The organism is Streptomyces sp. NBC_00252 (genome assembly GCF_036187565.1).
In the GTDB taxonomy this organism is placed as follows: domain Bacteria; phylum Actinomycetota; class Actinomycetes; order Streptomycetales; family Streptomycetaceae; genus Streptomyces.
Window position 1 is genome coordinate 5,219,416 of sequence record NZ_CP108087.1, and the last position, 26,256, is coordinate 5,245,671.

Annotated in this window: 25 protein-coding genes; 13 read left to right on the forward strand and 12 right to left on the reverse strand. The window is 68.3% G+C overall.

Annotated elements, in window-relative coordinates; translation table 11 throughout:
• Positions 1-15: 15 nt before the first annotated feature.
• Both OHT77_RS22845 and OHT77_RS22850 read right to left on the reverse strand, forming a co-directional pair.
• Complete coding sequence (locus OHT77_RS22845; RefSeq protein ID WP_443048092.1) at positions 16-1,851, reverse strand: globin domain-containing protein; 1,836 nt, start codon at positions 1,849-1,851, stop codon at positions 16-18.
• A gap of 283 nt (positions 1,852-2,134) precedes the next feature.
• Positions 2,135-2,770, reverse strand: coding sequence for an HAD family hydrolase (locus OHT77_RS22850; RefSeq protein WP_328830371.1), 636 nt, complete (start codon positions 2,768-2,770; stop codon positions 2,135-2,137).
• A 195-nt stretch (positions 2,771-2,965) separates the two neighbouring features.
• On the opposite strand from OHT77_RS22850, the gene OHT77_RS22855 reads away from it, so the two are divergent.
• Positions 2,966-3,832: a GNAT family N-acetyltransferase gene (locus tag OHT77_RS22855; protein WP_328830372.1), complete on the forward strand. Its 867-nt coding sequence runs from the start codon at positions 2,966-2,968 to the stop codon at positions 3,830-3,832.
• Between the two features lie 72 nt (positions 3,833-3,904).
• Here the strand turns inward: OHT77_RS22855 and OHT77_RS22860 are convergent, their stop codons facing one another.
• Both OHT77_RS22860 and OHT77_RS22865 read right to left on the reverse strand, forming a co-directional pair.
• On the reverse strand, positions 3,905-4,327 hold the full coding sequence (locus tag OHT77_RS22860) for a GlcG/HbpS family heme-binding protein (protein ID WP_266770468.1): 423 nt from the start codon (positions 4,325-4,327) through the stop codon (positions 3,905-3,907).
• Positions 4,328-4,436: 109 nt separating this feature from the next.
• Positions 4,437-5,645: an MFS transporter gene (locus OHT77_RS22865; protein WP_328830373.1), complete on the reverse strand. Its 1,209-nt coding sequence runs from the start codon at positions 5,643-5,645 to the stop codon at positions 4,437-4,439.
• A 141-nt stretch (positions 5,646-5,786) separates the two neighbouring features.
• Between OHT77_RS22865 and OHT77_RS22870 the strand changes: the two genes are divergently transcribed.
• Both OHT77_RS22870 and OHT77_RS22875 read left to right on the forward strand, forming a co-directional pair.
• Positions 5,787-6,245: a MarR family winged helix-turn-helix transcriptional regulator gene (locus OHT77_RS22870; protein WP_328830374.1), complete on the forward strand. Its 459-nt coding sequence runs from the start codon at positions 5,787-5,789 to the stop codon at positions 6,243-6,245.
• A 43-nt stretch (positions 6,246-6,288) separates the two neighbouring features.
• Positions 6,289-6,741, forward strand: coding sequence for a GNAT family N-acetyltransferase (locus tag OHT77_RS22875; RefSeq protein WP_328830375.1), 453 nt, complete (start codon positions 6,289-6,291; stop codon positions 6,739-6,741).
• Positions 6,742-6,853: 112 nt separating this feature from the next.
• Here OHT77_RS22875 and OHT77_RS22880 read toward each other — a convergent pair whose 3' ends face one another.
• The gene (locus OHT77_RS22880; protein WP_328830376.1) at positions 6,854-8,239 is read right to left on the reverse strand and encodes a serine hydrolase domain-containing protein; all 1,386 of its coding nucleotides are present in this window, start codon (positions 8,237-8,239) and stop codon (positions 6,854-6,856) included.
• A gap of 270 nt (positions 8,240-8,509) precedes the next feature.
• On the opposite strand from OHT77_RS22880, the gene OHT77_RS22885 reads away from it, so the two are divergent.
• Positions 8,510-9,073 carry a dihydrofolate reductase family protein gene (locus OHT77_RS22885; RefSeq protein WP_328830377.1) on the forward strand — a complete coding sequence of 188 codons (564 nt, stop codon included), beginning with the start codon at positions 8,510-8,512 and terminating at the stop codon, positions 9,071-9,073.
• 44 nt (positions 9,074-9,117) lie between these two features.
• On the forward strand, positions 9,118-9,276 hold the full coding sequence (locus OHT77_RS22890; protein WP_328830378.1) for a hypothetical protein: 159 nt from the start codon (positions 9,118-9,120) through the stop codon (positions 9,274-9,276).
• Between the two features lie 45 nt (positions 9,277-9,321).
• On the opposite strand, the gene dnaB is transcribed toward OHT77_RS22890, so the two are convergent.
• Positions 9,322-10,800: a replicative DNA helicase gene (dnaB, locus tag OHT77_RS22895; RefSeq protein ID WP_026150108.1), complete on the reverse strand. Its 1,479-nt coding sequence runs from the start codon at positions 10,798-10,800 to the stop codon at positions 9,322-9,324.
• Positions 10,801-11,259: 459 nt separating this feature from the next.
• Between dnaB and OHT77_RS22900 the strand changes: the two genes are divergently transcribed.
• Positions 11,260-12,597: an MATE family efflux transporter gene (locus OHT77_RS22900; RefSeq protein WP_328830379.1), complete on the forward strand. Its 1,338-nt coding sequence runs from the start codon at positions 11,260-11,262 to the stop codon at positions 12,595-12,597.
• Between the two features lie 265 nt (positions 12,598-12,862).
• Here OHT77_RS22900 and rplI read toward each other — a convergent pair whose 3' ends face one another.
• The 4 genes from rplI to rpsF all read right to left on the reverse strand — a co-directional run bounded on the left by rplI (position 12,863) and on the right by rpsF (position 14,602).
• Positions 12,863-13,309 (reverse strand): 50S ribosomal protein L9, encoded by a 447-nt coding sequence (rplI, locus tag OHT77_RS22905; RefSeq protein ID WP_019055128.1) that lies wholly within the window; start codon positions 13,307-13,309, stop codon positions 12,863-12,865.
• Between the two features lie 18 nt (positions 13,310-13,327).
• Positions 13,328-13,564: a 30S ribosomal protein S18 gene (gene rpsR, locus OHT77_RS22910; protein ID WP_006381652.1), complete on the reverse strand. Its 237-nt coding sequence runs from the start codon at positions 13,562-13,564 to the stop codon at positions 13,328-13,330.
• Positions 13,565-13,621: 57 nt separating this feature from the next.
• Positions 13,622-14,233 (reverse strand): single-stranded DNA-binding protein, encoded by a 612-nt coding sequence (locus tag OHT77_RS22915; protein WP_328830380.1) that lies wholly within the window; start codon positions 14,231-14,233, stop codon positions 13,622-13,624.
• Positions 14,234-14,311: 78 nt separating this feature from the next.
• A complete protein-coding gene (gene rpsF / locus OHT77_RS22920) occupies positions 14,312-14,602 on the reverse strand; it encodes a 30S ribosomal protein S6 (protein WP_006604399.1) in 291 nt (96 codons plus the stop codon).
• Positions 14,603-14,878: 276 nt separating this feature from the next.
• On the opposite strand from rpsF, the gene OHT77_RS22925 reads away from it, so the two are divergent.
• From OHT77_RS22925 to OHT77_RS22935, 3 genes are all read left to right on the forward strand, one after another.
• Positions 14,879-15,193: a hypothetical protein gene (locus OHT77_RS22925; RefSeq protein ID WP_266770454.1), complete on the forward strand. Its 315-nt coding sequence runs from the start codon at positions 14,879-14,881 to the stop codon at positions 15,191-15,193.
• A 179-nt stretch (positions 15,194-15,372) separates the two neighbouring features.
• Positions 15,373-16,494, forward strand: a complete 1,122-nt coding sequence (gene femX, locus OHT77_RS22930; RefSeq protein WP_328830381.1) for a peptidoglycan bridge formation glycyltransferase FemX — start codon at positions 15,373-15,375, stop codon at positions 16,492-16,494.
• Between the two features lie 83 nt (positions 16,495-16,577).
• Positions 16,578-17,609, forward strand: a complete 1,032-nt coding sequence (locus OHT77_RS22935) for an alanine racemase (protein WP_328830382.1) — start codon at positions 16,578-16,580, stop codon at positions 17,607-17,609.
• 126 nt (positions 17,610-17,735) lie between these two features.
• Here OHT77_RS22935 and OHT77_RS22940 read toward each other — a convergent pair whose 3' ends face one another.
• The gene (locus OHT77_RS22940; protein ID WP_328830383.1) at positions 17,736-19,235 is read right to left on the reverse strand and encodes a glycosyltransferase family 87 protein; all 1,500 of its coding nucleotides are present in this window, start codon (positions 19,233-19,235) and stop codon (positions 17,736-17,738) included.
• 135 nt (positions 19,236-19,370) lie between these two features.
• Entirely contained in the window at positions 19,371-21,614 is a 2,244-nt protein-coding gene (locus OHT77_RS22945; RefSeq protein WP_328830384.1) for a transglycosylase domain-containing protein, read from the reverse strand.
• Between the two features lie 735 nt (positions 21,615-22,349).
• Here OHT77_RS22945 and OHT77_RS22950 point away from each other — a divergent pair.
• The 4 genes from OHT77_RS22950 (at position 22,350) to OHT77_RS22965 (ending at position 26,223) form a co-directional block, all read left to right on the forward strand.
• Positions 22,350-23,036 (forward strand): PadR family transcriptional regulator, encoded by a 687-nt coding sequence (locus tag OHT77_RS22950; RefSeq protein ID WP_328830385.1) that lies wholly within the window; start codon positions 22,350-22,352, stop codon positions 23,034-23,036.
• 44 nt (positions 23,037-23,080) lie between these two features.
• Positions 23,081-24,163, forward strand: coding sequence for an inositol-3-phosphate synthase (locus OHT77_RS22955; protein WP_328830386.1), 1,083 nt, complete (start codon positions 23,081-23,083; stop codon positions 24,161-24,163).
• A 77-nt stretch (positions 24,164-24,240) separates the two neighbouring features.
• On the forward strand, positions 24,241-25,518 hold the full coding sequence (locus OHT77_RS22960) for an MFS transporter (protein ID WP_328830387.1): 1,278 nt from the start codon (positions 24,241-24,243) through the stop codon (positions 25,516-25,518).
• 132 nt (positions 25,519-25,650) lie between these two features.
• Complete coding sequence (locus OHT77_RS22965; protein ID WP_328830388.1) at positions 25,651-26,223, forward strand: LppU/SCO3897 family protein; 573 nt, start codon at positions 25,651-25,653, stop codon at positions 26,221-26,223.
• Positions 26,224-26,256 lie beyond the last annotated feature (33 nt).

The following is a 26,256-nucleotide window of genomic DNA, read 5'->3' on the forward strand; positions in this document are numbered from 1 at the left end:
GCCTTCGGCACCGGGTCAGTCCCCGGTCACCACCAACTCCTCGACCGAGTCGTGCCGTATGCGGTCCGAGGGAACACCGGCGTCCCGCAGGGCGTGGACACCGCTGCGGATCATTCCGGGCGGGCCCGAGACGTAGGCGTCGAACTCGTTCCAGGGCCCGTACGTGCGGATGGCGTCCGGCAGTTGGAGATGCGCCTGCTGGTCGATGATCGGCCGGACGGAGAGCCACGGAAGCGACTGCTGGAGCCGGAGCATCGTGTCGATGTCGTACAGGTCGTGGTCCGTACGGGCGCCGTAGAACACCTCCACCGGGCGACGTTCGCCGCGTTCGGCGACGTCCTCGACCAGTGCCTTGATCGGCGCTATGCCGGTGCCGCCGCCGAGGCAGAGCAGTCCGCTGTCGGTGGTGTGGTCGACGGTCATCGAACCGGCCGGCGGTCCCATCCGGATGACGTCGCCGGGGCGGGCGCGATGCACCAGCGCGTTCGAGACCCAGCCCGCGGGGACGGCCTTCACGTGGAAGGTCAGCAGCCCGTCCGAGCGGGGCGCAGACGCGAAGGAGTAGTGCCGCCAGATCCGCGGCCACCAGGGCGTCTCCACGCTCGTGTACTGCCCGGCGAGGAAGGGATACGGCTGGTCCGGGCGGACGGTGACGACAGCGACGTCCCGGGTCCTGAGGTCATGCGAGACGACCTCCGCGTGCCACCAGGCAGGTGCGCGCAGTTCGTCCGCCGCGGCCGCGTCGATCATGACCTGCGAGATCGTCGTGTACGCCCGCACCCAGGCCGCCTCGGTCTCCGCGTCCCACACGGCGGAGGCGTACTTGTTCAGCGCGCCGATGAGGCACTCGCCGACGGCCGGGTAGTGCTCGGGCCGGGTGCCGTACTTGCGGTGCCCGCGGCCGAGGTTCTGCAGATACGCGACGAGCACGTCGGTGTTGTCGATGTGCTCCGCGGCAGTGAGCAGCGCCTTGAGCAGCCGGTCCCGCTGGGTGTCCATCGCCGCCGGGAACAACGACCGCAGCTCGGGGTGGCGCACGAAGAGCAGCGCGTAGAAGTACGAGGTCACCTTGTCGGCGACGGGGCCGACTTCGGACATGGTCCGACGGATGAGGACGGCGTCCGGGGAGGCCTTCTCGGTGGGGGTGACGGGAGCGGCGGTCGGAGCAGGCGCGGAGGCGGGACTGGAAGCACGCTGGGCGGGCACGTGGGCGCGGGCGGGCGGGGCGGCGGTCGGCGCGGGGGCGGTCTGCCCGGGCGCAGCCGCAGCGGGGCCGGGGGCAGCGGGCTGCCGGGCGTGCGGCGGATGTGCCGCCGACGTTGGGGCGGGTGCCGGGGGCTGAGCGGGAGGCATGCGCTGGGCGCCAGGAGGCGCGGCAGGAGTGCCGGGAGCCATGGGCTGGGCGGGAGTTGAGGGCCGAGCGGGAGTTGACGGCTGCGGGGTTGTCCCGGCCGACGGTATTCGCTCCTGGCCGGGCGCTACGCCCTGCCGATCAGCGTGCCTGGCGGGATCGCCGGGTCCGCGATCGCCACTCGGAGCCGGTGAGGCGGGTGGAGCCGCTGACATCGGTGAAGCCGGAGGTGCCTGTTGCCCCGGCGAAGCCGAAGGTGCCGATGGAGTCTGCGGGGCCGAACCCTCCGTAGAAGGGCGCTCTTTGTTCCCTCCGGCGGACCTGCGGACCGGGCGCAGTACGGCGGGGCGTCGTCCCTCCGTCGTCTCACGGTCCTCGGCCGGAGGCGTCTCCGGCTGCTTGCGCGGAGTGAACCAGCCGCTTCCGCCGCTGCCCCCGGACGTGCCGTTGTCGGCCGACGTGGTGGTCGGAGCGTCCATGGTGTGCCTCGCCTCGAACATCTTTCGGTCGTTCGGCGCGCTTCCTCATCCGGAAGCTGCCTGCTTTCCGCGCGGACGGCTTGCTTCTCCCCGTTCGATCAAGCGGCTGATACAGCCATATCCAACCCACATTCCCACTGCGTACGGACAAGTAAGGCGAGAGTGTGACATTGCCCGCAGTACTCTCACGCGGCGTCCAGCCCCGGACAAGAACCGGAGTCGACCATACCGGCCCGCGCTACGCAGACAAGTGCCGCCTCACTCCCCGCGAACAGGAGGAGGGGCGAACCATCGATTCCCTCAATTACCGGGCGCCGCGCACCAATTCGTAGGCATCCCACAGATCCCGCCCCTCATAGGAGTGGGTCGCGAGGCCTGTCAGATGCTGATCCGCATTGACCGCGACGGAGACGGGCACGACACCGAACAGGTCCTTGTCCGACATCGAGTCGCCGTAGGCGACACAGTCCGCCCGCGTCACCCCGAACTCCTCACAGAGCCGATCCGCGATCACCACTTTGGCCGCCGCGTTGAGAACTCCGCCCAGATCCATGGCCGGCGCGGTGAAAGGCACGGCGGGAAAAAGCGATCCATGTGCCGCGTGGGCGCCCCAGCCCGTGAGCCGTTCCACAAAGAAAGATGGCGAGAGCGATACGACGGCGCAGTATTCGCCGACGCTCCTGATCTCGGCCCAGACGTCCCGAATCCGCGCCAGCCACGGGGCGCCTTCGAAAGCCGCCGCCACATGCGCCTCGGTGAGATTCGCCCAGAGCGTGTACACCTGGGTCGCATACTCCGGCGGTCCGATCAGTCCGGTCGAGATCGCCTGCTCAAGCGCCACCGTCTCGGCTTCCAGACCGAGCTGCCGGGAGATCTCGAGGGGCGCACTGGTTCCGTGCATCAGAGTGCCGTCGAGGTCGAAGAGATGAAGTCTCGCCATGTCCAACGAGGTTAGTCGGCTGAGCTGTGGCACATTCCGCGGGCCTGTCGGATGCTTGCCGTTCGCCGCTGTTTCACGTGAAACATCCGGCTTCTGTCGATGCCTTGTGCGGCCGCCCATGACATGGCCAAAAGCACGTACGTCTCGGCGGAAACAGGTGGACGCCGACAACGCATGTCAGACAGCCTGACCTGCGTGCCGACTCCTTCCCTCGCCGCTCTGCCCATCCGCCGGCTGACGCTCCGCGATCGCCTCGCCTGCGCCGACTTGTCCGAGGACCGGGGGTGGCCACGCGAGGAACACAAGTGGGGTTTCCTCCTCAGCGCCGGAAAGGGCTACGGCATCGACGCACCCGAGGGCGGCCTCCTCGCGGCCTGCGTCACCACGGAGTACGGCCCGCAGGACCGCCCGGATCTCGTGGCCATCGGCATGGTCCTGGTCGCCGAGCGGTACGCCCGCCAGGGCGTGGGACGTCGGCTGATGCGCCACCTGGTCTCGGCCATGGGCACCACCCCACTGACCCTGCACGCGACCTCGTCCGGCCGCCCGCTCTACGAAGAACTCGGTTTCAAGGCGACCGGCCGGGCCGAGACGGTGCGTGGCCACTTCACGGCGGCCGGACCTGAGTCCCCGATCCCCACCCGCGCGGCCACGGCCGAGGACCTCACCGGCATCCTTCGCCTCGACGAAGCGGTGTTCGGTACCGATCGCACGCCCCTCATCACACGGCTGCCCGCCTTCGCCGACCAGCTGAGGGTGGCGGAGGAGAACGGCCGGATCGTCGGCTACGCCGCGGCCTGGCCCAACATGGACACACAGGTCGTGGGCCCGCTGATCGCCCAGGACACGGAGACGGCGCAGGCACTCCTCGCCTCGCTCGCCGCCCGCACCGACCGTCCGCTGCGCACCGACATCGACGTACGCCACGAAGCGTTGCTGTCCTGGGTGAAGGAACACGGGCTCGTTTCCTCGGCCTTCAACACCGTGATGACGTACGGGACCCCGGAGCTGCCCGGCGACTGGACCCGCCGGTTCGCTCCCCTGACGGTCGCGGCGGGCTGACGCTCCCCGGACACGCAGAACGCCGGTTCCGACCTGCCTCGTCGGGAACCGGCGTTTCCGTCACTCCAGACCTCAGACAAGCGCCTCTACGGCGGCCTGGGCGAAGCCGTGGTCCTGCGCCGGGGCGCCGCCGCCGACACCGATCGCGCCGATCAGCCGACCGTCGCGCTGTACCGGAATGCCGCCCGCGATGAACAGCAGCGGCCGGTCGAGCGCGGTGGGCAGGGTGTGGAAGAGGCCTCCGGGCTGGACGGCGTCGACGAGGTCGGCGGTGGGCGCGTTCAGCTGGAGCGCGGTGTAGGCCTTGCGGGTGCTGGTCTCGCCGGAGATCAGCACGGCGCGGTCGTCGCGCCGGAAGGCGAGCAGATGGCCGCCGGCGTCCAGCACGGTGATGCTCACGGTGACCCCGGCGGCCTCCGCGGCCCGACGGGCCTCGGCGACGAGCGTTTCGGCGTCCTGGATGGTCAGCGGGGCTACGGCGGTGGTGGTGCTCATCAGGGTTTCTCCTTGCGGGTGTTGCTGTGTGGGGTGGTGGTCGGACGGCCGGGCGAGAAGGGACGGGGACGGCCCTGGCCCCGTGCCTCCCCGCTCCGGCCCGGCGGGGTCAGTGGTGGACGGCGGTCAGCTGCTCGCTCGGCGTGCCGCCGGCCACGACGGCGCCGCGGGTGCTCGTGCGGCGCTCCAGAGCGGCGGAGAGGATCGCGAGGACCAGGGCGGCCGCGGCGAGGGCGGCGCCGACCCAGTTCGGGGCGGTGTAGCCGAGACCGGCCGCGATGACGATGCCGCCGAGCCACGCGGACAGCGCGTTGCCGAGGTTGAAGGCGCCGATGTTCACGGCCGAGGCGAGCGTCGGGGCGCCGTGTGCCTGGTCGAGGACGCGCTTCTGCAGCGGCGGCACGGTCGCGAAGCCCAGGGCGCCGATGAGGGCGATGGTGACGGCTGCCGCGATCTTGTTGTGGGCGGTGACGGTGAAGAGCGCGAGCACGACCGCCAGGGCGCCCAGCGAGACGTACAGCATGGGCATCAGGGCGCGGTCGGCGAACTTGCCGCCGACGAGGTTGCCGCCGACCATGCCGAGGCCGAAGAGGACGAGCAGCCAGGTGACGGAGCCGTCGGCGAAGCCCGCGACGTGGGTCATCATCGGCGCGATGTAGGTGATGGCCGCGAAGACGCCGCCGAAGCCGAGGACGGTCATCGCCATGGCGAGCAGGACCTGGGCGTTCTTGAACGCGGCCAGTTCGTGTCGCAGGTGGACGCCCTCGGGCTTGGGCAGGTCGGGCACGAGCTTGGCGATCCCGGCCAAGCCGATCACGCCGAGGCCCGCGACGATGGCGAAGGTGACGCGCCAGCCGACGGACTGCCCGACGAGGGTGCCCAGCGGGACGCCGACGACGTTGGCGACGGTCAGCCCGGTGAACATCATCGCGATGGCTCCGGCCTTCTTGTCCGGCGCGACCAGTTCGGCCGCGACGACCGAGCCGATGCCGAAGAAGGCGCCGTGGGCGAGCGAGGCGACCACGCGGCCGATCAGCATCACGGAGAAGCTGGGGGCGACGGCGGAGAGCAGGTTGCCGAGGATGAACAGCCCCATCAGCAGCATCAGCATCCGCTTGCGGGGGATCTTGGTGCCGAGGACGGTCATCAGCGGGGCGCCGATCACCACACCCAGCGCGTAGCCGGTGACCAAGAGGCCCGCGGTGGGGATGGAGACTCCGAAGTCGCCCGCGACCTGGGGCAGCAAGCCCATGATCACGAACTCTGTCGTACCGATTCCGAAGGCCCCGATCGCGAGGGCCAGAAGCGCGAGAGGCATGGGGATGTACCCTTCCCAGAAGATTGCAGGAGCGCTTTGCGTGCGTTCACAATAGTTGCAGACGCGGGCTAAGTGCAAGCGCGGACTATTTCAGCTGTGCTCTATCCTGGGTTCAGCCGCTCCGGGACGGAGGAAACGCCAATGACAGCGACGGACCCCGCACTCACCGCCCTCGCCCAGGGCTGGTGCGCCCTCTCCTTGCTCCACGGGAGGATCGAGGCGCACATCGAGCGCGCCCTGCAGGCCCGGCACGACCTGAGCATGCGCGAGTACTCGCTGCTCGACGTGCTCAGCCGGCAGCACGACGGTGACGGAGGTCATCTGCAGATGAGGCAGGTCGCCGACGCGGTCGTCCTCAGCCAGAGCGCCACCACCCGGCTGGTCACCCGGCTCGAGGACCGTGGCCTGCTCTCGCGGTACCTGTGCCCGACCGACCGCCGGGGCATCTACACGAATGTCACCGAGGCCGGTCTCACCCTGCTCGAAGAGGCCCGCCCGACCAACGACACCGCCCTGCGCGAGGCACTCGACGCGGCGGCCGAGAACCCCGAACTGGCGCCCCTGGTCCGGGTCGTGGAGTCGATGAACGTGCCCGCCTAGGTCCGTCCCGCACCGCCCGCACACCTTTGCCTAAGGTGGGGCCATGGGAGATCTTGAGATACGAGCCGCGGTCACCGAGGACATCCCCGCCATCGTCGGCATGCTCGCCGACGACCCCCTGGGTTCCCAGCGCGAGTCACCGGACGACCTGACGCCCTACCTGGCCGCGCTGGAGCGCCTCGCCGCCGACCCGAACCAGCACCTCGTCGTCGCCGTCCGCGAGGACCGGGTCGTCGGCACACTCCAGCTCACGATCGTTCCCGGGCTGTCCCGCAAGGGCGCCACGCGCTCGATCGTCGAAGCCGTACGCATCCACGCGGACGAGCGGGGCAGCGGCCTGGGCACACAGCTCATCGAGTGGGCGATCGACGAATCGCGGCGCCAGGACTGCCAGTTGGTCCAGCTAACCTCCGATGTCACCCGCACCGACGCCCACCGCTTCTACGAGCGGCTCGGCTTCACCGCCTCACACGTCGGCTTCAAGCTCCCTCTCTGAGCAATCCCTCAACCAGCAAGAGCACGGCGGCCCCGTCAACGAACGGGGTGGCCGTGTTTCACGTGAAACACGACGTTTCACGTGAAACATGGCGCCTCCTCGACCGCACCGGCTAGCGGATCCCCCGCCACCCCTCGGGGTCCACCCCGCCCGGCACAGAACCGCTCTCGCCGTACGGCTGACGCGTGAAGACGAACGATCCGAGGTCCAGGTGGGTCAGGGACCCGTCCGGGCGCCGTACGGGCCGTAGGAGCTCTCCGGCGTAGTACCCCTCCAGCCCAGTCCAGGTCCCGTCGCCGTTCGGCCGGAAACGCGAACGGCGGCCGCTGCCGGCCAGCGGCTCCAGCGAGGCGCCGCCGTCGGCGGTCAGCCGTAGGGCGAAGCCGTGTGTGCCCCAGTACCACTGGCCCGCCAACTCCAGCGCCTCGGCGTCGACTTCAGACAGCGGGCGCCACGGCTCGGGAATCTTCGGCTCGGCCTCCGCGACGATCCGGACGAGATCGGCGCCCACCGCTGACAGCAACGGCCCGGAAGTGCAGTTGGCCAGGACCACCGCCGCGACGTCGTCCTCCAAGCTGATGGTGAGGTTCGCCAGGAAGCCGGGCAGCGATCCGGAATGACCGACGAGCAACCGACCATGACGGTGCTGCACCTGTAGGCCGAGCCCGTACGCGGAACCGTCCACGACATCCGCGGCCTCCGCCGGTGCGGCCGGCGTCCGCATCTCCCGTACGGACTCCGCGCTCAGGACCCGGTCGTCGCCGTTGGCGAGGAAGACCGCGAACCGCGCCAAGTCGCCCGTGGTGGACCAGAGTTGCCCGGCCGAAGCCATACGGCCCAAGTCCTCGGCGGGTTCCGGCAGCAGCGCATCGGCCCAGGGGTGCACCGCCCAGCCACCCGCGTGCGGTGCCTGCGGCTGGGCGCTCGTGCGGTCGAGGCCCAGCGGTTCGAGTACTTCCCGCCGGAGCACGTCCTCCCAGGAGGCGCCGCGCAGCTCCTCGACGAGTGCGCCCAACAGCGAGTAGCCGGGGTTCGAGTAGTGGAACCGGCGGCCGGCCGGATGCAGCAGGGGCTGATCGCCCAGCACATCGCGAAGCTCGGGCCGTAGGGAACCCGGTGTCCGCTCCCACCAGGGCGCGGGTGACTCGGCAGCCAACCCGCCCGTGTGCGCGAGGAGTTCGGCGATGGTCGCCTCCCCAGCGCCGGTGCCGGGCAGATACTTCTCCAGCGGGTCACCGAGGTCGAGGACGCCTTCGTCCCGCAGCCGCAGCACCAGGACGGCGGTGAACGTCTTGGTGATCGAGCCGATCCGGTACTGCACGTTCTCGTCCGGCCCGTGCCCGTCCACCGAGGTCCACGCACCGTGCCACACCGCCCGCCCGCCGCGGACCACCGCCGCGACCAACGAAGGCGCCCGCCCTTCGGCCTGGGCCACGGCGATCCGATGCAGCAGCGCCCGGCGGGTACCGGGAAGCAAGTCGTCCTGAGATGTCGTCATGCCCCCAGTCCATCCGGCGGGACGGCCGTACGTCGAGCACATTTCTGCGGGTCCTGCTGGCGGGTGCCGCTCCGGCCCGGACTCCAGCATGGCCGCCGACCGCGCACCCATCGCGCACCCATCGCGCACCGGGATGTTCACGGCGAAGCGGCGAGTCTGCGGCTGAGCTACCGAGACGGGGACTCCACGCGAGCTCAGATCGTGCACCGATGAGTTTCTCGCGTCGCGCCGGTCTGTACGCGCGAGACCGATTCACGGAAGGCTGGCGGCATGCGGAAACTGATCTACGGCATGAACCTGAGCCTGGACGGCTACATCGCCGCGCCCGGCGACGACATCGGCTGGAGTGTGCCCAGCGACGAGCTGTTCCAGTTCTGGTCCGACCAGTTGGAGGCGACCGAGCTGACGCTGTACGGGCGCAGGCTGTGGCAGACGATGAGCTCCCACTGGCCGACCGCCGACCAGCTGCCGGGTGCCACCCCGGCGGAGATCGAGTTCGCGCGCCGCTGGCGGGACATGTCGAAGGTGGTGTTCTCCTCGACGGTCGACAAGGTCGACTGGAACACCCGCCTGGTCAACGGCGACGCGGTCGCCGAGATCACCCGGCTCAAGGCCGAGGACGGCGGCCCGATGGACATCGGCGGCGCGACACTCGCCGCGGCGGCCATGCGGGCCGGGCTGATCGACGAGTACGTGCTGGCCACCGCGCCGGTGCTGGTGGGCGGCGGCACACCGTTCTTCACGGCGCTGGACAGCTGGGTGAACCTGAAGCTGGTGGAGACGCGGACGCTTCCCGGCGGCTTGACCCTGACCAGGTACGAGACGAGGCGCTGACGGTCGAGTTCGAGCGGGACGTCGTCGCGGCCCTGCTGGAGGCCATGCGCGCGGTGGACAAGCAGGGACGCGAGGACGTCGTACGGAGATCGTGCTGCACCGGCACCGTCAAGGCCCCCATCAGCAGCATCCTCACCCGCGCCGACCGCACCAACCAGGTCCAGGCAGCGGTGCCGGCGCGGGAGGCGGCCCTGCTCGGCTGACGTCCGGCACAGCTGTCCGCCCGGTGAGCCCGCAATGCCCTTAGCTCACGTCTGCGCCATGTCCACGAAGCGCGAGTAGTGCCCCTGGAAGGCGACGGTGATCGTCGCCGTCGGGCCGTTACGGTGCTTGCCCACGATGATGTCCGCCTCGCCCGCGCGCGGCGACTCCTTCTCGTACGCGTCCTCACGGTGCAGCAGGATGACCATGTCGGCGTCCTGCTCGATGGAGCCGGACTCACGCAGGTCGGACACCATCGGCTTCTTGTCCGTGCGCTGCTCGGGACCACGGTTCAGCTGCGAGAGCGCGATCACCGGGACCTCCAGCTCCTTGGCCAGCAGCTTGAGGTTTCGGGACATGTCCGAGACCTCCTGCTGACGGCTCTCCTGCCGCTTGGAGCCACCGGCCTGCATCAGCTGCAGATAGTCGATGATCACCAGCTTGATGTCGCTGCGCTGCTTGAGCCGGCGGCACTTCGCGCGGATCTCCATCATCGACAGGTTCGGGGAGTCGTCGATGTAGAGCGGCGCGGACGACACCTCGGGCATCCGCCGCGCCAGCCGGGTCCAGTCCTCGTCGGTCATCGTGCCGGAGCGCATGTGGTGCAGGGCGACCCGCGCCTCCGCGGACAGCAGACGCATCGCGATCTCGTTGCGCCCCATTTCGAGGGAGAAGATGACGCTCGGCAGGTTGTTCTTGATCGACGCGGCGCGAGCGAAGTCGAGCGCGAGTGTGGACTTACCCATGGCGGGACGGGCCGCGATGACGATCATCTGGCCCGGGTGCAGCCCGTTGGTGAGCGAGTCGAGGTCGGTGAACCCGGTGGGCACACCCGTCATCTCGCCGCTGCGTGAGCCGATCGCCTCGATCTCGTCGAGCGCGCCCTCCATGATGTCGCCGAGCGGGAGGTAGTCCTCGCTGGTCCGCTGCTCGGTGACCGCGTAGATCTCGGCCTGCGCCCGGTTGACGATCTCGTCGACGTCGTCGTCGGCCGCGTATCCCATCTGGGTGATGCGGGTGCCCGCCTCGACCAGGCGGCGCAGGACCGCGCGCTCGTGGACGATCTCCGCGTAGTACTCCGCGTTCGCCGCCGTGGGCACGGTCTGGACGAGGGTGTGCAGATACGATGCGCCGCCGACCTTGTTGATCTCACCGCGCTTGGTGAGCTCGGCGGCGATGGTGATCGGGTCGGCCGGCTCGCCCTTGGCGTAGACGTCGAGGATCGCCTGGTAGATCGTCTCGTGCGCGGGCTTGTAGAAGTCGTGGCCCTTGAGGACCTCGACGACGTCCGCGATGGCGTCCTTGGACAGAAGCATGCCGCCGAGTACGGACTGCTCGGCATCGAGGTCCTGCGGAGGCACGCGCTCGAAGGCCGACCCAGCGCCCTCCCACTCGCCGCCTTCCCGGCCGCGGTCGTGCTGTTCGTCCCGGCCCCGGCCCCCGTCACCTCGTCGTCGGGAAGCGGGCAGACGATCACTTGGACCGCTCTCGGCCCACGGGTCGTCCAAGGGCTCGGAAATACTCAATCGAGCCACCTCCTCCCGTCCGCCGAGCGGACCTCGCCGTGCCCTCATTTCTACGGCACGGCACTGACAAATGAAGCGCCCAACTCCGGTACGGGCGCGTCGGTTTTGTGATGGTTCTCAGGCCGACGGACGGAGCGGGCGCCGGTCCACCGTAGGCCCGCGGGCACCGTCAGCCAATCTGGTTATCCACAGGCCATGTGGACGACGGCCCCGATGCTGTGGAGAACCCACCAAAACCTGTGCACGACCCGGTGGACAGCCCTGTGAACAAGCCCTCGCCACTTCCGCCGTAACCCATCTGACCTGCTCATTTCCCGTCCACCGGCTGTGCAGAAGAAAAACTTTCCACATCGGACCAAGATCGCTTCGAACAGTGCGCGAGAGGACACGAGGCGAGATCAGAGGTAAGGGTCACGAAGCAATTGCATCTCTTACCTGTGGACGATTAGATTAGTGCTCATGACACAGGCTCCCGCGGCCACCAGGGCCACCCGACGCCAGCACGACCGAGAGATCGTCATGCTGGCCGTCCCGGCCTTCGGCGCACTCGTCGCCGAGCCCCTCTTCGTCATGGCCGACAGCGCAATCGTCGGCCATCTCGGCACCGCCCAACTCGCCGGACTCGGCGTCGCATCCGCCCTCCTGACGACAGCCGTGAGCATCTTCGTCTTCCTCGCCTACGCCACCACCGCGGCCGTCGCCCGACGGGTCGGCGCAGGTGATCTCCAGGCCGCCATCCGCCAGGGCATGGACGGCATCTGGCTCGCCCTGCTGATCGGCGCCACCGTCATAGCCGTCGTCCTCCCCTCGGCACCCGCTCTCATCAACCTCTTCGGCGCCTCGGACACCGCGGCCCCCTACGCGACGACGTATCTCCGCATCTCCTTCCTCGGCATCCCGGCCATGCTGATCGTCCTCGCCGCCACCGGAGTCCTCCGCGGCCTCCAGAACACCAAGACACCGCTCTACGTCGCCATCTCAGGCTTCGTCGCCAACGCCGTCCTCAACCTCGTCCTGGTCTACGGCGCCGACCTCGGCATCGCCGGTTCCGCCTGGGGCACCGTCATCGCCCAGTGGGGCATGGCCGCCGTGTATCTCGTCGTGGTCGTCCGCGGCGCCCGGCGGCACGGCGCCTCCCTCGCTCCGGACGCCGCAGGGATCCGAGCCTCGGCCCAGGCCGGCGCACCGCTACTCGTGCGCACACTCTCCCTGCGCGCGATCCTCCTGATCGCCACCGCCGTCGCGGCCCGCCTCGGCGACGCCGACATCGCCGCGCACCAGATCATCCTGTCCCTGTGGTCTCTGCTGGCCTTCGCACTCGACGCCATCGCCATCGCGGGCCAGGCCATCATCGGCCGCTACCTCGGCGCGGACGATCCCCAGGGCGCCCGAGCCGCCTGCCGTCGCATGGTGCAGTGGGGGATTGCCATCGGAGTGGTGCTCGGTCTCCTGGTGATCCTTTCCCGCCCGCTCTTCCTCCCCCTGTTCACCAGCGACCCCACCGTCAAGGACGCCGCCCTGCCTGCCCTGATCATGGTGGCGCTCTCTCAGCCGATCTGCGGGGTCGTCTACGTCTTGGACGGGGTGCTGATGGGCGCGGGAGACGGGCCGTATCTCGCCGGCGCGATGTTGGTGACCCTCGCGGTCTTCGTCCCGGCAGCCCTGCTCGTACCGACCTTCGGCGGCGGACTGACCGCCATCTGGGCAGCGATGACGTTGATGATGGCGGTGCGAATGCTGACGCTCCTGCTGCGGGCCCGCTCGGGCCGCTGGGTGGTCACGGGCGCGACCCGCTGACCGTTTCACGTGAAACACCACGCACTGCCATGTTTCACGTGAAACATGAGCACCGCCGGGCCGCGCGAACACACGATGCGGGCCGTGGGACGCCGGCCCGATCGCATCACGCGAATCATGTCTCGCTGTCCTAAAGGCGCCCCGCGGCTCATGTCCCAGCGTTCCGAACGCACAAACGCGGGCTGTGCCTCACCGCTCCGGACACAGCAGAGGGGCCGCACCCCAATGGGTGCGGCCCCTCTCTCAGCTATGCCGAGCACAGCGATCAGGCTGCGATGACCTCGATGTTGACCTTGGCGGCAACCTCGGGGTGCAGACGCACGGACGTCTCGTGGGCGCCCAGGGTCTTGATCGGGGACGTCAGCTCGATACGACGCTTGTCGACCTCGGGGCCACCGGAAGCCTTGATCGCGGAAGCGATGTCGGCCGGGGTGACGGAACCGAAGAGACGACCGGCGTCGCCGGAGCGAACGGCCAGACGAACCTTGACACCCTCGAGCTGGGCCTTCACGGAGTTGGCCTGCTCGATGGTCTGGATCTCGTGGATCTTGCGAGCACGACGGATCTGCTCGACGTCCTTCTCGCCACCCTTGGTCCAGCGGATAGCGAACTTCCGCGGGATCAGGTAGTTGCGAGCGTAACCGTCCTTGACGTCGACGACGTCGCCCGCGGCACCGAGGCCAGAGACCTCGTGGGTCAGGATGATCTTCATTAGTCGGTCACCCTTCCCTTATCGCGCGGTGGAGGTGTAGGGCAGCAGCGCCATCTCACGGCTGTTCTTCACAGCCGTGGCGACGTCACGCTGGTGCTGCGTGCAGTTGCCGGTCACGCGGCGGGCACGGATCTTGCCGCGGTCGGAAATGAACTTCCGCAGCATGTTCGTGTCCTTGTAGTCCACGTACTGGACCTTGTCCTTGCAGAATGCGCAGACCTTCTTCTTCGGCTTGCGCACAGGCGGCTTCGCCATGGTGTATCTCCTGTGTGATCAAGAAGTGTGGGTACGGCCCACCCTCGGCCCAAGGGCCTAGAAGGGGGGCTCGTCCGAGTAGCCGCCGCCACCGCCGGCACCGCCGCCGCCGGAGTTTCCACCCCAGCCGCCGCCACCGCCGCCGCCCTGGTTGCCGCCGGCGGGAGCGCCGGTGGCCCACGGGTCGTCGGCAGGAGCGCCGCCGGCCGGCTGACCGCCGCCGGAGTTTCCACCCCAGCCGCCGCCACCCTGGCCGCCACCACCGCCGCCGCCGAAGCCACCACCCTGGCCACCGCGAGCGCCACCGGCGGTCTTGGTGACCTTGGCCGTGGCACTGCGCAGGCTGGCGCCGACTTCCTCGACGTCCAGTTCGTAGACCGTGCGCTTGACGCCCTCACGGTCCTCGTAGGACCGCTGCTTCAGCCGGCCCTGCACGATGACGCGCATGCCTCGCTGAAGCGATTCCGCGACGTTCTCCGCCGCCTGACGCCAGACCGAGCAGGTGAGGAAGAGGCTTTCGCCGTCCTTCCACTCGTTCGTCTGGCGGTCGAAGGTGCGGGGAGTGGACGCGACACGGAACTTCGCGACCGCCGCACCGGACGGGGTGAAGCGCAGCTCGGGGTCGTCGACAAGATTGCCGACTACCGTGATGACGGTCTCGCCTGCCATGGGGGAACCTCTCGGCGGGTTTGCTGCTGGCTGCTTGGTGCTGCTACTCGAATCCCGAGATCAGCTGAGCAGGAATGCTCAGTGGGTCTCGGGGCGGAGGACCTTGGTCCGGAGGACCGACTCGTTCAGGTTCATCTGGCGGTCGAGCTCCTTGACGACCGCAGGCTCGGCCTGCAGGTCGATGACCGAGTAGATGCCCTCGGGCTTCTTCTTGATCTCGTACGAGAGACGACGACGGCCCCAGGTGTCGACCTTCTCGACCTTTCCGTTGCCCTCACGGACGACGGAGAGGAAGTTCTCGATCAGGGGGGAGACAGCGCGCTCCTCCAGATCGGGGTCGAGGATGACCATCACCTCGTAGTGACGCATGTGGAACCCACCTCCTTTGGACTCAGCGGCCACGGTCGATCCGTGGCAGGAGGGTTGTGATGCGTAAGCAACAGTGTGTGCCAGTAAAACAGCCGCCACTGACATCGGGCGCCCCTCGTGGGGATTCCGAGTCGTGACATGGGCAGACACCAGTGCAGAGGGTACAGAGTACCCGCCCACCCGCTTCCGGTTGAAATCCGGTGGCGGAGAGCGTCAATCTGTACACATCGGGTGTGTCCGGCGCGACGACGCGCCGCCTTCCGCAGGAGGTGCCACATGGCACAGGCATTGCGACCCAACACCGCCGGCTCTCTCTTCGCCACTGACGGCAAGCCCCATCCGCTCCAGGACACGCTGCTCGCGGTGACCCTGGTGCTCGGCCTGACCGCGTTCATCACGGGGTTCTTCCACAGCCTGCATCTGCTCAGCTCCTGGACCGGTCTCGTGGGCATCCTCATCGGTGCCTACGGCCAGTGGATCTCCGAGACGACGAGGGAGCGCTTCGGCCTGATCCTGGGTCTCGGTGCCGCGGGTGTCGGTTTCTTCCTCGGTATGGCCCACGGCGGCCTGTTCGGCGGTGTCATCAGCTGACGGCCCGGATGCCGTAGCCCCAACACCGTGTAAACCACCACGGATCGCCCCGGCGGCTCACAGGCCGAGGCGAAGGTTGCATACGCCCAGTCGGGGCGCTCGCGAGGCGCAGTAGGCTTCGGCGCGAGAGCCGGAGCCCCTGTACCCATGGGGACACCCCAGCCCGAGGAGCGCCCCGAATGAGTCTGACCCTGAGGACCATCAGCCGTGAGCAGCATCTGGCATTCATCCAGAGCCTGCCCTCGGCGAGCCACATGCAGGTCCCGGCATGGGCTGACGTGAAGGCGGAGTGGCGCTCCGAGAGCCTCGGCTGGATCGACGAGAAGACCGGCCAGCTGGTCGGCGCGGGCCTGGTCCTGTACCGGCAACTCCCCAAGATCAAGCGCTACTTGGCGTATCTGCCCGAGGGCCCGGTCATCAACTGGTACGCGCCGAACCTCGACGACTGGCTCCAGCCGATGCTGGCCCACCTCAAGCACCAAGGGGCCTTCTCGGTGAAGATGGGCCCGCCGGTCATCATCCGGCGCTGGGAGGCCACCTCCATCAAGGCCGGCATCCAGAACCCGGACGTGAAGCGGCTGCGCGACATCGAGGCCGACTTCATCGAACCGCGCGCCTTCGAGGTCGCCGACAAGCTGCGCCGTATGGGCTGGCAGCAGGGTGAGGACGGCGGCGCCGGCTTCGGCGACGTCCAGCCGCGCTACGTCTACCAGGTGCCGCTGGCCAACCGCTCGCTCGAAGAGGTCCACAAGAACTTCAACCAGCTGTGGCGCCGCAACATCAAGAAGGCCGAGAAGGCCGGTGTCGAGGTCGTCCAGGGCGGCTACCACGACCTCGAGGAATGGCAGCGGCTGTACGAGATCACGGCCGTGCGCGACCACTTCCGGCCCCGCCCGCTGTCGTACTTCCAGCGCATGTGGACGGCCCTCAACACCGAGGACCCCAACCGGATGCGCCTGTACTTCGCCCGGCACAACGGGGTGAACCTGTCGGCCGCGACGATGCTGGTGGTCGGCGGACACGTCTGGTACTCCTACGGCGCCTCCGACAACATCGGGCGTGAGGTCCGGCCCTCGAACGCGATGCAGTGGCGGATGCTGCGCGACGCCTACGCGCTCGGTGCCACCGTCTACGACCTGCGCGGCATCTCCGACTCGCTGGACGAGACCGACCACCTCTTCGGTCTGATCCAGTTCAAGGTGGGCACCGGCGGGCAGGCGGCCGAGTACCTCGGCGAGTGGGACTTCCCGCTCAACAAGCTGCTCCACAAGGCGCTCGACATCTACATGTCGCGCCGCTGACCTCACGGTCCTCGCTTCGATAACGTCGACAGCTCTCATACTTCTGATACACCGCAGCCACCCGAAAGGTTCCAGGTCCGGCCATGGCGCTCACGCTCTCCGTCGACACCGCGCGCTGGCGGGCGCATCACATGCGCGTAGCCCAGCAGTTCCCCGGGCTCGTCCCGGTCTGCAAGGGCAACGGCTACGGCTTCGGGCACGAGCGGCTGGCGGAGGAGGCGACGCGGCTGGGCGCGGACGTCCTCGCCGTCGGCACGACGTACGAGGCCGCCCGGATCAAGGACTGGTTCGGCGGTGACCTGCTGGTGCTGACGCCGTACCGCCGCGGTGAGGAACCCGTTCCGCTGCCGGACCGGGTCATCCGCTCGGTGTCCTCCATCGACGGCGTGTACGGCCTCGTGGGCGCCCGTGTGGTCATCGAGGTGATGTCCTCGATGAAGCGACACGGCGTCAGCGAGCAGGAACTCCCGCAGCTGCACTCGGCCATAGAGAACGTGCGCCTGGAGGGCTTCGCCATCCACCTCCCGCTGGACCGCACCGACGGCTCGGACGCCGTCGAGGAGGTCATCGGCTGGATGGACCGGCTGCGCGCCGCCCGGCTGCCGCTGCACACGATGTTCGTCAGCCACCTCAAGGCCGAGGAACTCGCCCGGCTCCAGCAGCAGTTCCCGCAGACCCGCTTCCGGGCCCGGATCGGCACCCGGCTGTGGCTGGGGGACCACGAGGCCACCGAGTACCGCGGAGCGGTCCTGGACGTCACCCGCGTCTCCAAGGGCGACCGCTTCGGCTACCGGCAGCAGAAGGCGGCCTCGGACGGCTATCTGGTGGTCGTGGCGGGCGGTACGTCGCACGGGGTGGGCCTGGAGGCTCCCAAGGCGCTGCACGGCGTCATGCCGCGCGCCAAGGGCGTCGCCCGCGCCGGCCTCGCCACGGTGAACCGGAACCTCTCCCCGTTCGTCTGGGACGGCAAGCAGCGCTGGTTCGCCGAGCCGCCGCACATGCAGGTGTCGATCCTGTTCGTGCCGGCGGAGGCCGCGGAGCCGAAGGTCGGCGAGGAACTGGTGGCCCATCTGCGGCACACCACCACGCAGTTCGACCGCATCATGGACCGCTGAGCCCCACTGGAACAGCCGAAAGGCCGTACACGGAACCTTCCGTGTACGGCCTTTCGCGTGGCCTCACCGCAGCTTGTCAGCGGCCCGTTGGCATCCACCAGTTGGCGTCCACCAGCGCCTGTTCGCTCAGAGCGAACGCTCGGCCGGGTCCTCACTGCCCCACTCCACCGGCGGTCCCTCGAAGGGGGCCGCGTGCCGTCCTGGATGGGCCGCCGCGCCGAACACGAACACGTCCTCCGCCCGGTCGAGCACCCCGCCCGACGGGTCGTCATCGCCCGCCAGGCGCACCACGTCCCGCTCCGGCATGAGGATGTCGCGCACGATCACGGCGCACAGGTAGAGCGTGCCCAGCAGGTGCAGGCCGATGGCCCAGTGGTAGCCATCAGTCGGCAGTCCCTTGTGGGCGTTTCCGCTGGTCGTGTACGCGAGGTACATCCAGATCCCCAGGAAGTACGCCACCTCGCACGCCTGCCAGATCAGGAAGTCCCGCCACTTCGGCCGGGCCAGCACCGCCAGGGGGACCAGCCACAGCACGTACTGCGGTGAGTAGACCTTGTTGGTCAGGATGAACGCCGCGACGATCAGGAAGGCCAGTTGGGCGAAGCGCGGCCGGCGCGGGGCGGTCAGCGTGAGGACCGCGATGCCCGCGCAGCACAGCAGCACCAGCAGGGTGGCGAACGTGTTGACGGTGTCGGTGCTGAGCGGGTCGGACGAGTTCTGCGCCAGGATCAGCCAGAACGACCCGAAGTCCACGCCTCGTTCCTGGCTGAACGTGTAGAACTTCGACCAGCCGTCGAAGGCGAAGAGCATCACCGGCAGGTTCACCACCAGCCAGGCGACGGCGGCACCTCCGAACGCCTTCCCGAAGTCCCGCCACTTGCCCGCGCGCCAGCACAGCAGGAACAAGGGGCCCAGCAGGAACACGGGATACAGCTTGGCGGCCGTTGCAAGGCCCAACAGGACGCCGAACGCGACCGCACGACCCCTGGACCACATCAGCATCGCCGCGGCCGTCAGAGCGACCGCCAGGAGGTCCCAGTTGATGGTCGCGGTCAGCGCGAAGGCGGGGGCCAGGGCGACCAGCAGGCCGTCCCAGGAGCGACGGGCGTGCGTACGGCTGACGCAGACGACGATGACGGCCGCGCACACCATCAACATCCCGGCGTTGACCATCCAGTACCACTGTTCCTGGTGCTGGATGCTGCCGCTGCCCGGGGTGAGCCAGGCGGCCACTTCCATGAACACACCGGTCAGCACCGGGTATTCGAGGTACTGCATGTCGCCGGGCAGCTTGTCGAAGTACGGCACGAGCCCGTCGGCGAAACCGCGCCCCTGGTAGAGGTGCGGGATGTCCGAGTAGCACGCGTGCGTGTACTGCGAGCTGGCGCCGAAGAACCAACCACTGGTGTAGCAGGGCGCCTTCTGGACCAGACCGAGGGCGAACATGCCGATCGCCACCAGCGCGACGACCCGTACGGGAGTCCACCAGGACGTCCCGAGGAGAGCGCGCCGGCCGATGGGGCCACCGATCAGTTCACTACCTGCGGCGGCGACCTCGTCATCCCTGGTCGGCCGTACCGGATCCGGCTCGTGCACGCTCGCGGGCGTCAGTTCTGCACTGGGCATGGGGGACATCCTGCCGTACACACCTAGGAGTACGCCGAGGGCCGCCGCACCTCGTAGGTGCGACGGCCCATGTTTCACGTGAAACACCCCGTGACGGGTGTTTCACGTGAAACACCCGTCACGAGCGATATGCGGCTAACCGGTCGAGCCTCCGAAGATGCCGCCGTTCTGATTGCCTCTGTCGCTGCCACTTGTCTCCGTGGCGGTAGCCGTGTCCGTCGGCGTCGATGTCGCCCCTCCGTCGGTGCCACCGTTGTCGTTGCACTGCCAGCTGAACCGGCAGGTCTCGGTGGCCGAAGGTGTCGAACTCGGCGTCTCGCTGGGCGTCTCGCTCGGGGTCTCGCTGGGTGTCTTGCTCGGCGTCACCACCGGCGTCGGCGTGGGAGTCGGTGCGCCGTCCTCGTTCGACACCTTGTCGATCTTGGTCGCGTCCGGGAAGCCGGGGTCCGACTTGCCCTTCAGCGCGGACTCCATGTACGCGGTCCACACCGCCGTCGGAATGTCACCACCGTGGATGGACGCCACGCCCGCCGTGCCGTTCATGGAGAGCAGTTCGGCGTCCTTGGGGTTTTCCCTGAACATCGCGATCGACGTCGAGAGCTGCTGGGTGTAGCCGACGAACCAGGCCGACTTGTTGCTGTCGGTGGTACCGGTCTTGCCGGCCGCCGTGCGACCCAGAGCCTTGGCGGCCTCAGCCGTACCGTTCTGGATGACGTTCTCCAGGGTGTCCGTGACGTTGTTCGCCACGTTCTCCGGCATCGCCGGCTTCACGGTCGGCTTGGTGAAGCCAGAGACCGCCTGCCCGTCGTGCTTGACGGCGGTCACCGAGTACGGATCTGCCTGCTTGCCCGAAGCGGCGAACGTCGCGTAGGCGTCGGCCATCCGGATCGCGCTGGGCGTCGAGGTACCGATGGCGAAGGACGGGTTCAGCGTGGCGAAGCTGTCGTCCAGTATCCCGGACGCCTTGGCCACGTCCCGCACCTTGGAGTTCCCCACATCCATGCCCAGCTGCACGAACGGCGTGTTGATGGACTGCTCCATCGCCTTGCGCAGGGAGATGTAGCCCCAGGGGTAGTTGCTCTCGTTGTTCTGATAGAAGATCGAGTTGTCCTTGTTCAGGACGTACGAGCCGTCCTGGTTTCTCACCTTGAGATGGTCGTCGCCGTTGTACTTGCTCAGCGGCGAGATCCCGACGCCGTCGGTCTTGTACGTGCCGTACTGCATGGCGGCGGCGAGCACGAACGGCTTCCAGGTCGAACCCACCGGCACACCCGAGGTGTCGGCGTTGTTGGTGAAGTGGCCGTTCTCGTAGCCGTCGCCTCCGTAGAGGGCGACGATCGCTCCGTCCTTGGGCACCACCGACGCCGCGCCGAACTGGACGTACTTGTCCAGGTCGCGCTTCTTCGGGTCGATGCGCTCCTTCTGGACCTTCTTCACGGCCGCGCTCAGCTCGTTGACCTTGTCCTTCTGGAAGGTCGTGTAGATCTGATAGCCGCCCTGGTCGAACTCGGTCTGCGAGATGTCCGAGTGGCTCAGGACGTACTTCTTGGCCGTGTCCACCAGATAGCTGATCTGGCCGGTCATGCCCTTTGTCGCCTTGAGCCCCTGAGGCTCGGGGTACTTCTTGATGGCCGTCTGGTACTCGGCGTCCGTGATGCGCTTGTCGTTGTGCATCTGCTCGAGGATCCAGCTCCAACGCGCCTTGGAGCGCGCGGTGTTGGACTTGGCGTCCGCCGCGGGGTCGATGTTCGTGGCGCCGATCGGGTCGTAGTACGTCGGACCCTTCAACAGCGCCGCCAGGAAGGCGCACTGGCTCGGCGTCAGCTTGACCGCGTCCACGCCGTAGTAGGTCTGCGCGGCGGCCTGGATGCCGTAGGCCCCGCGACCGTAGTACGAGGTGTTCAGGTAGCCCTGGAGGACCTGCTGCTTGCTGAGCTGCGTGCCCACCTTTATGGAGATGAACATCTCCTTGAACTTACGGGTGACCGTCTGTTCCTGGCTCAGGTAGGTGTTCTTGACGAACTGCTGGGTGATCGTCGAACCACCCTGCGTCTCCCCGCCGCGGGCCATGTTGGCCAGGGCGCGGGCGATGCCCATGGGGTCGACGCCCGAGTCGGTGTAGAAGCTCTTGTTCTCGGCCGAGATCACCGACCACTGCATGGCCTTGGGGATCTGGTCGATGGTGACGTTCTGCCGGTTCGCACCGGTGCCCGTGGCGACCATCTGCGTGCCGTCGGACCAGTAGTAGACGTTGTTCTGCGACTTGGCCGCGGTGTTCTCACTGGGGATGCCGACCATCGCGTAGCCCACGCCGACCGCGGCCACGATGCTGCCGAGGAAGAACAGGCACAGGCCGGAGACAAGCTTCCAGGAGGGCATCCAGCGGCGCCATCCGTACTTGTCGAAGCGCGGATAGTCGATGAACCGCTTCTTGCCGGGCGCGGGAGCGCGTCCTCTGCCCCGGCCGGGCCCGTTCGGGCCGCCGGGACCTTGGCCGGCGGGCTCTCTGCGACGGCCGCCGCCTCTCTGGGCAGCCCGACGTGCTTCGGCGCGGCTGCCGTACTGGCGCTCCTCACCCCCCGGCTCTGCGGGGTTCGACCCATAGGAGTCGGAGGGAGACCCGGTGGTGGCGCCTCGCGGTGCCGCGCGGCGGCCGGAGGTCGGTCCGGACTGGCCGCGTCGGGCCGCGGCACGTCCGCCTCCCTGCGGCTGCGGCGGTTTGCGACGGTGCTCGCTCATCGAACGATTACTCCTCGGGCAGGCGCATCCGTGCGCGCCTGGAAACGGCGGCTGGTTTCCGGTCCCCCCGAAGTACGGATGTGGTCGGTTCTGCATTCACCCGTACCGCACCGGGGACGACGACGCCCCCACGCGTCACTTGGTTCCCGGTGGTGTGCATGCCGCACAGACTACGCACCGTCAAAACCTGCTTAGCCCCGAAGTTCACCCCAAATCAGGCAACTTGATTCCAACGAATCGGTGATGTGACGCCGCTCACCATCTCCCCACTTGTCGCATCCGGAAGGCCGTTCTATCGTCTGGATGTATCGAGTCGATACATCAGCTCGGCATAAAGGCCGTCACGGCGGAACCACGGACAGGAAGGAGGCGACCTTGAGCCGACGCTCAGGCATCCTCGAGTTCGCCATCCTCGGCCTGCTCCGCGAATCCCCGATGCACGGCTATGAGCTGCGCAAACGACTCAACACGTCACTGGGAGTGTTCCGTGCGTTCAGCTACGGAACGCTCTACCCCTGCCTCAAGACGCTGGTCGCCAACGGCTGGTTGATCGAAGAGACGGGGAGCACTCCCGAGGACGCCCTCACCGCCACCCTCGCCGGACGTCGCGCCAAGATCGTCTACCGGCTGACGGCGGACGGCAAGGAGCACTTCGAGGAGCTTCTCTCGCAGACGGGGCCCGACGCGTACGAGGACGAACATTTCGCCGCTCGTTTCGCCTTCTTCGGGCAGACGTCGCGCGATGTACGGATGCGCGTACTGGAGGGTCGCCGCAGCCGGCTGGAGGAGCGTCTGGAGAAGATGCGTGCCTCTCTGGCGCGGACCCGGGAGCGCCTCGACGACTACACGCTTGAGCTGCAGCGCCACGGAATGGAGTCCGTGGAGCGCGAAGTGCGCTGGCTGAACGAGCTCATCGAGAGCGAGCGAGCCGGACGGGACCTGAAGGGTCCCGCCTCCGGAGGCTCCTCTCAGCAGGACAGCACATCTGGGGAGTCGGGCGGCCTGCCCCGGCTCGGGGGCGCCACCCCCGGGCCGGATCCGTCCGACGAAACCACCACATGAGGTCCAGTCAGGGCCTCACCTCGCACACACAGGGAGCAACCGGAATGGGTTCGGTTCGCGTAGCCATCGTCGGCGTGGGCAACTGCGCCGCGTCACTGGTTCAGGGCGTCGAGTACTACAAGGACGCCGATCCGGCGGCCAAGGTGCCCGGCCTGATGCACGTCCAGTTCGGCGACTACCACGTCGGTGACGTCGAGTTCGTCGCCGCGTTCGACGTCGACGCGAAGAAGGTCGGCCTCGACCTCTCGGACGCCATCGGTGCCAGTGAGAACAACACCATCAAGATCTGCGACGTCCCGAACAAGGGCGTCACGGTCCAGCGCGGTCACACCCTCGACGGCCTGGGCAAGTACTACCGCATGACGATCGAGGAGTCCGACGAGACCCCGGTCGACGTCGTCCAGGTCCTCAAGGACAAGCAGGTCGACGTCCTGATCTGCTACCTGCCCGTCGGTTCCGAGGACGCGGCGAAGTTCTACGCGCAGTGCGCCATCGACGCCAAGGTCGCCTTCGTCAACGCCCTCCCGGTCTTCATCGCCGGCACCAAGGAGTGGGCGGACAAGTTCACCGAGGCCGGTGTCCCGATCGTCGGCGACGACATCAAGTCGCAGGTCGGCGCGACCATCACGCACCGTGTGATGGCGAAGCTGTTCGAGGACCGCGGTGTCCGTCTCGAGCGCACCATGCAGCTCAACGTCGGCGGCAACATGGACTTCAAGAACATGTTGGAGCGCGACCGCCTCGAGTCCAAGAAGATCTCGAAGACGCAGGCCGTCACCTCGCAGATCCCGGACCGCGACCTGGGCGAGAAGAACGTCCACATCGGCCCGTCGGACTACGTCCAGTGGCTCGACGACCGCAAGTGGGCCTACGTCCGCCTCGAGGGCCGCGCCTTCGGTGACGTCCCGCTGAACCTCGAGTACAAGCTCGAGGTGTGGGACTCCCCGAACTCCGCGGGTGTCATCATCGACGCCCTGCGCGCCGCGAAGATCGCCAAGGACCGCGGCATCGGCGGCCCGATCCTCTCCGCGTCGAGCTACTTCATGAAGTCCCCGCCGGTCCAGTACTTCGACGACGAGGCGTACGCGAACGTCGAGAAGTTCATCAAGGGCGAGGTCGAGCGCTAAGACGCGCCGACGGTCCGTTCGTCGAGGGTCCTCGGGCATGTTGCCCGGGGACCCTCCTCGTATGTGAGGCTGTGCCCATGGCCGTCGTCCGTGACCTGCGCATCCTCCTGCGCTTCCAGGGTTTCCGGCGCCTGCTCGCCGTACGGCTGCTCTCCCAGGGCGCGGACGGCGTCTACCAGGTCGCACTCGCCGCCTACGTCGTCTTCTCACCGGAGAAACAGACCTCGGCCGGCGCGATCGCCTCCGCGATGGCGGTCCTGCTCCTCCCGTACTCCCTCATCGGCCCCTTCGCCGGCGTCCTCCTGGACCGCTGGCGCCGCCGCCAGGTCTTCCTCTACGGCAACCTGCTGCGCGCCCTGCTGGCCGCGGGCACCGGCGTCCTGATGCTGAGCCACGTCCCGGACTGGCTCTTCTACGTCTCCGCGCTGTGCGTCACCGCCGTCAACCGCTTCGTCCTCGCCGGCCTGTCCGCGGCCCTCCCCCGGGTGGTCGACGACGAACGCCTGGTCGTCGCCAACTCCCTTTCCCCCACGGCCGGAACGCTGGCCGCGACGCTCGGCGGCGGCCTCGCCTTCCTCGTACGACTGCTGGTCGCGGACACCGCCGCCGCGGTCGTCCTGCTCGGGGCCGCCCTGTATCTGGGCGCGGCCCTCACCTCCCTGCGCATGGCGCCCGAACTCCTCGGCCCCGACCGCGCCCTGACCCACCCCCGCCTCGCGACAGCACTCGCCGGCACCGCCCGGGACCTGACAGCGGCGGTACGACACCTCGCCGCGCCGCAACGCAGAGAGGCGCTGTGGGTTCTGGGCGCGATGACGCTGATGCGCTTCTGCTACGGCGCCCTCACCGTCCTGCTGCTGATGCTCTGCCGCTACGCCCTCTCCTCGACCCCGGACGACGGACTGCGCCTGCTGGGGCTGGCGTTGGGAGTGTCCGGCGCCGGCTTCTTCGTGGCGGCCGTGGTGACGCCCTGGGCCGCGGGACGGCTCGGCCCCGGCCGCTGGATCGCCGTGTGCGCCGCGGGCGCCGCGCTCCTGGAACCGGCGCTCGGCCTCCCGTTCGCCACCGCCCCCATGCTCGCGGCGGCCTTCGTCCTGGGCCTGACGACCCAGGGCGCGAAGATCGCAACGGACACGATCGTGCAGTCCTCGGTCGACGACGCCTTCCGCGGCCGCATCTTCTCCGTCTACGACGTGCTGTTCAACATCGCTTTCGTCGGCGCCGCCGCGATGGCCGCTCTGATGCTTCCCCCTGACGGCCGCTCAGCGGTGCTGGTGATCACCGTGGCCCTCGTCTACGGCGTAGTTGCTGCGACTATGGCCCAGTTTGAGCGCCGAGAAGTGTCACATCACTGACACGGAGTCCAATGCGGTCTCAGCGGTGTCAGTGGCTCCAGGTAGCTTACGGGCGTCTTATTTCACCTCATGCCGCACGCCTGACCATGGGTCATGCCGTGCCATGCGTCCACGTTCCAGGGGGGAACCCAAGTGACAACTCCGCCGCCTCAGAGCCCGAACCCATACGCCCAGGGCCAGCAGCCCTACGGCCAGCCGCAGACGCCGACGCCGTACCCGCCGCACGCCCAGACTCCCGGTCCGTACCCGCCGCAGGGGCAGGCCCCGTACCCGCCCCAGGGCGGGTACCCGCAGCAGCCCGGTCAGCCCGGTTTCCCGCCGCAGGGAGCGGGGCCGTACGCTCCGATCCCGCCGCAGCCGAGACGCAAATTCAGCTTCAAGATGATCCGGCTGGCCGTCATCATCGTGATCGGGATCGGCGTGGCCATCTTCGGCTACATATCGAGCCGGGACGACGCCAACACGGCAAAGGTCGGTGACTGCATGCACCGCGGCAGCACCAGCGACACCAACCCGGACCTTGAGGTCGTGAAGTGCAGCGACTCGAAGGCCCAGTACACGGTGCTGGCCAAGATCAACGGCAAGTACTCCGAGACCGAGGCCAACGCCAAGTGCACGGCGGCCGCGAAGGACTTCAAGTACTCGTACACCGAGAGCGGTGACGGCAGCGACTTCCTGCTCTGCCTGACGGACTACTCGAAGTAGCGATGACGCGACGAGGGCGGTGTTTCACGTGAA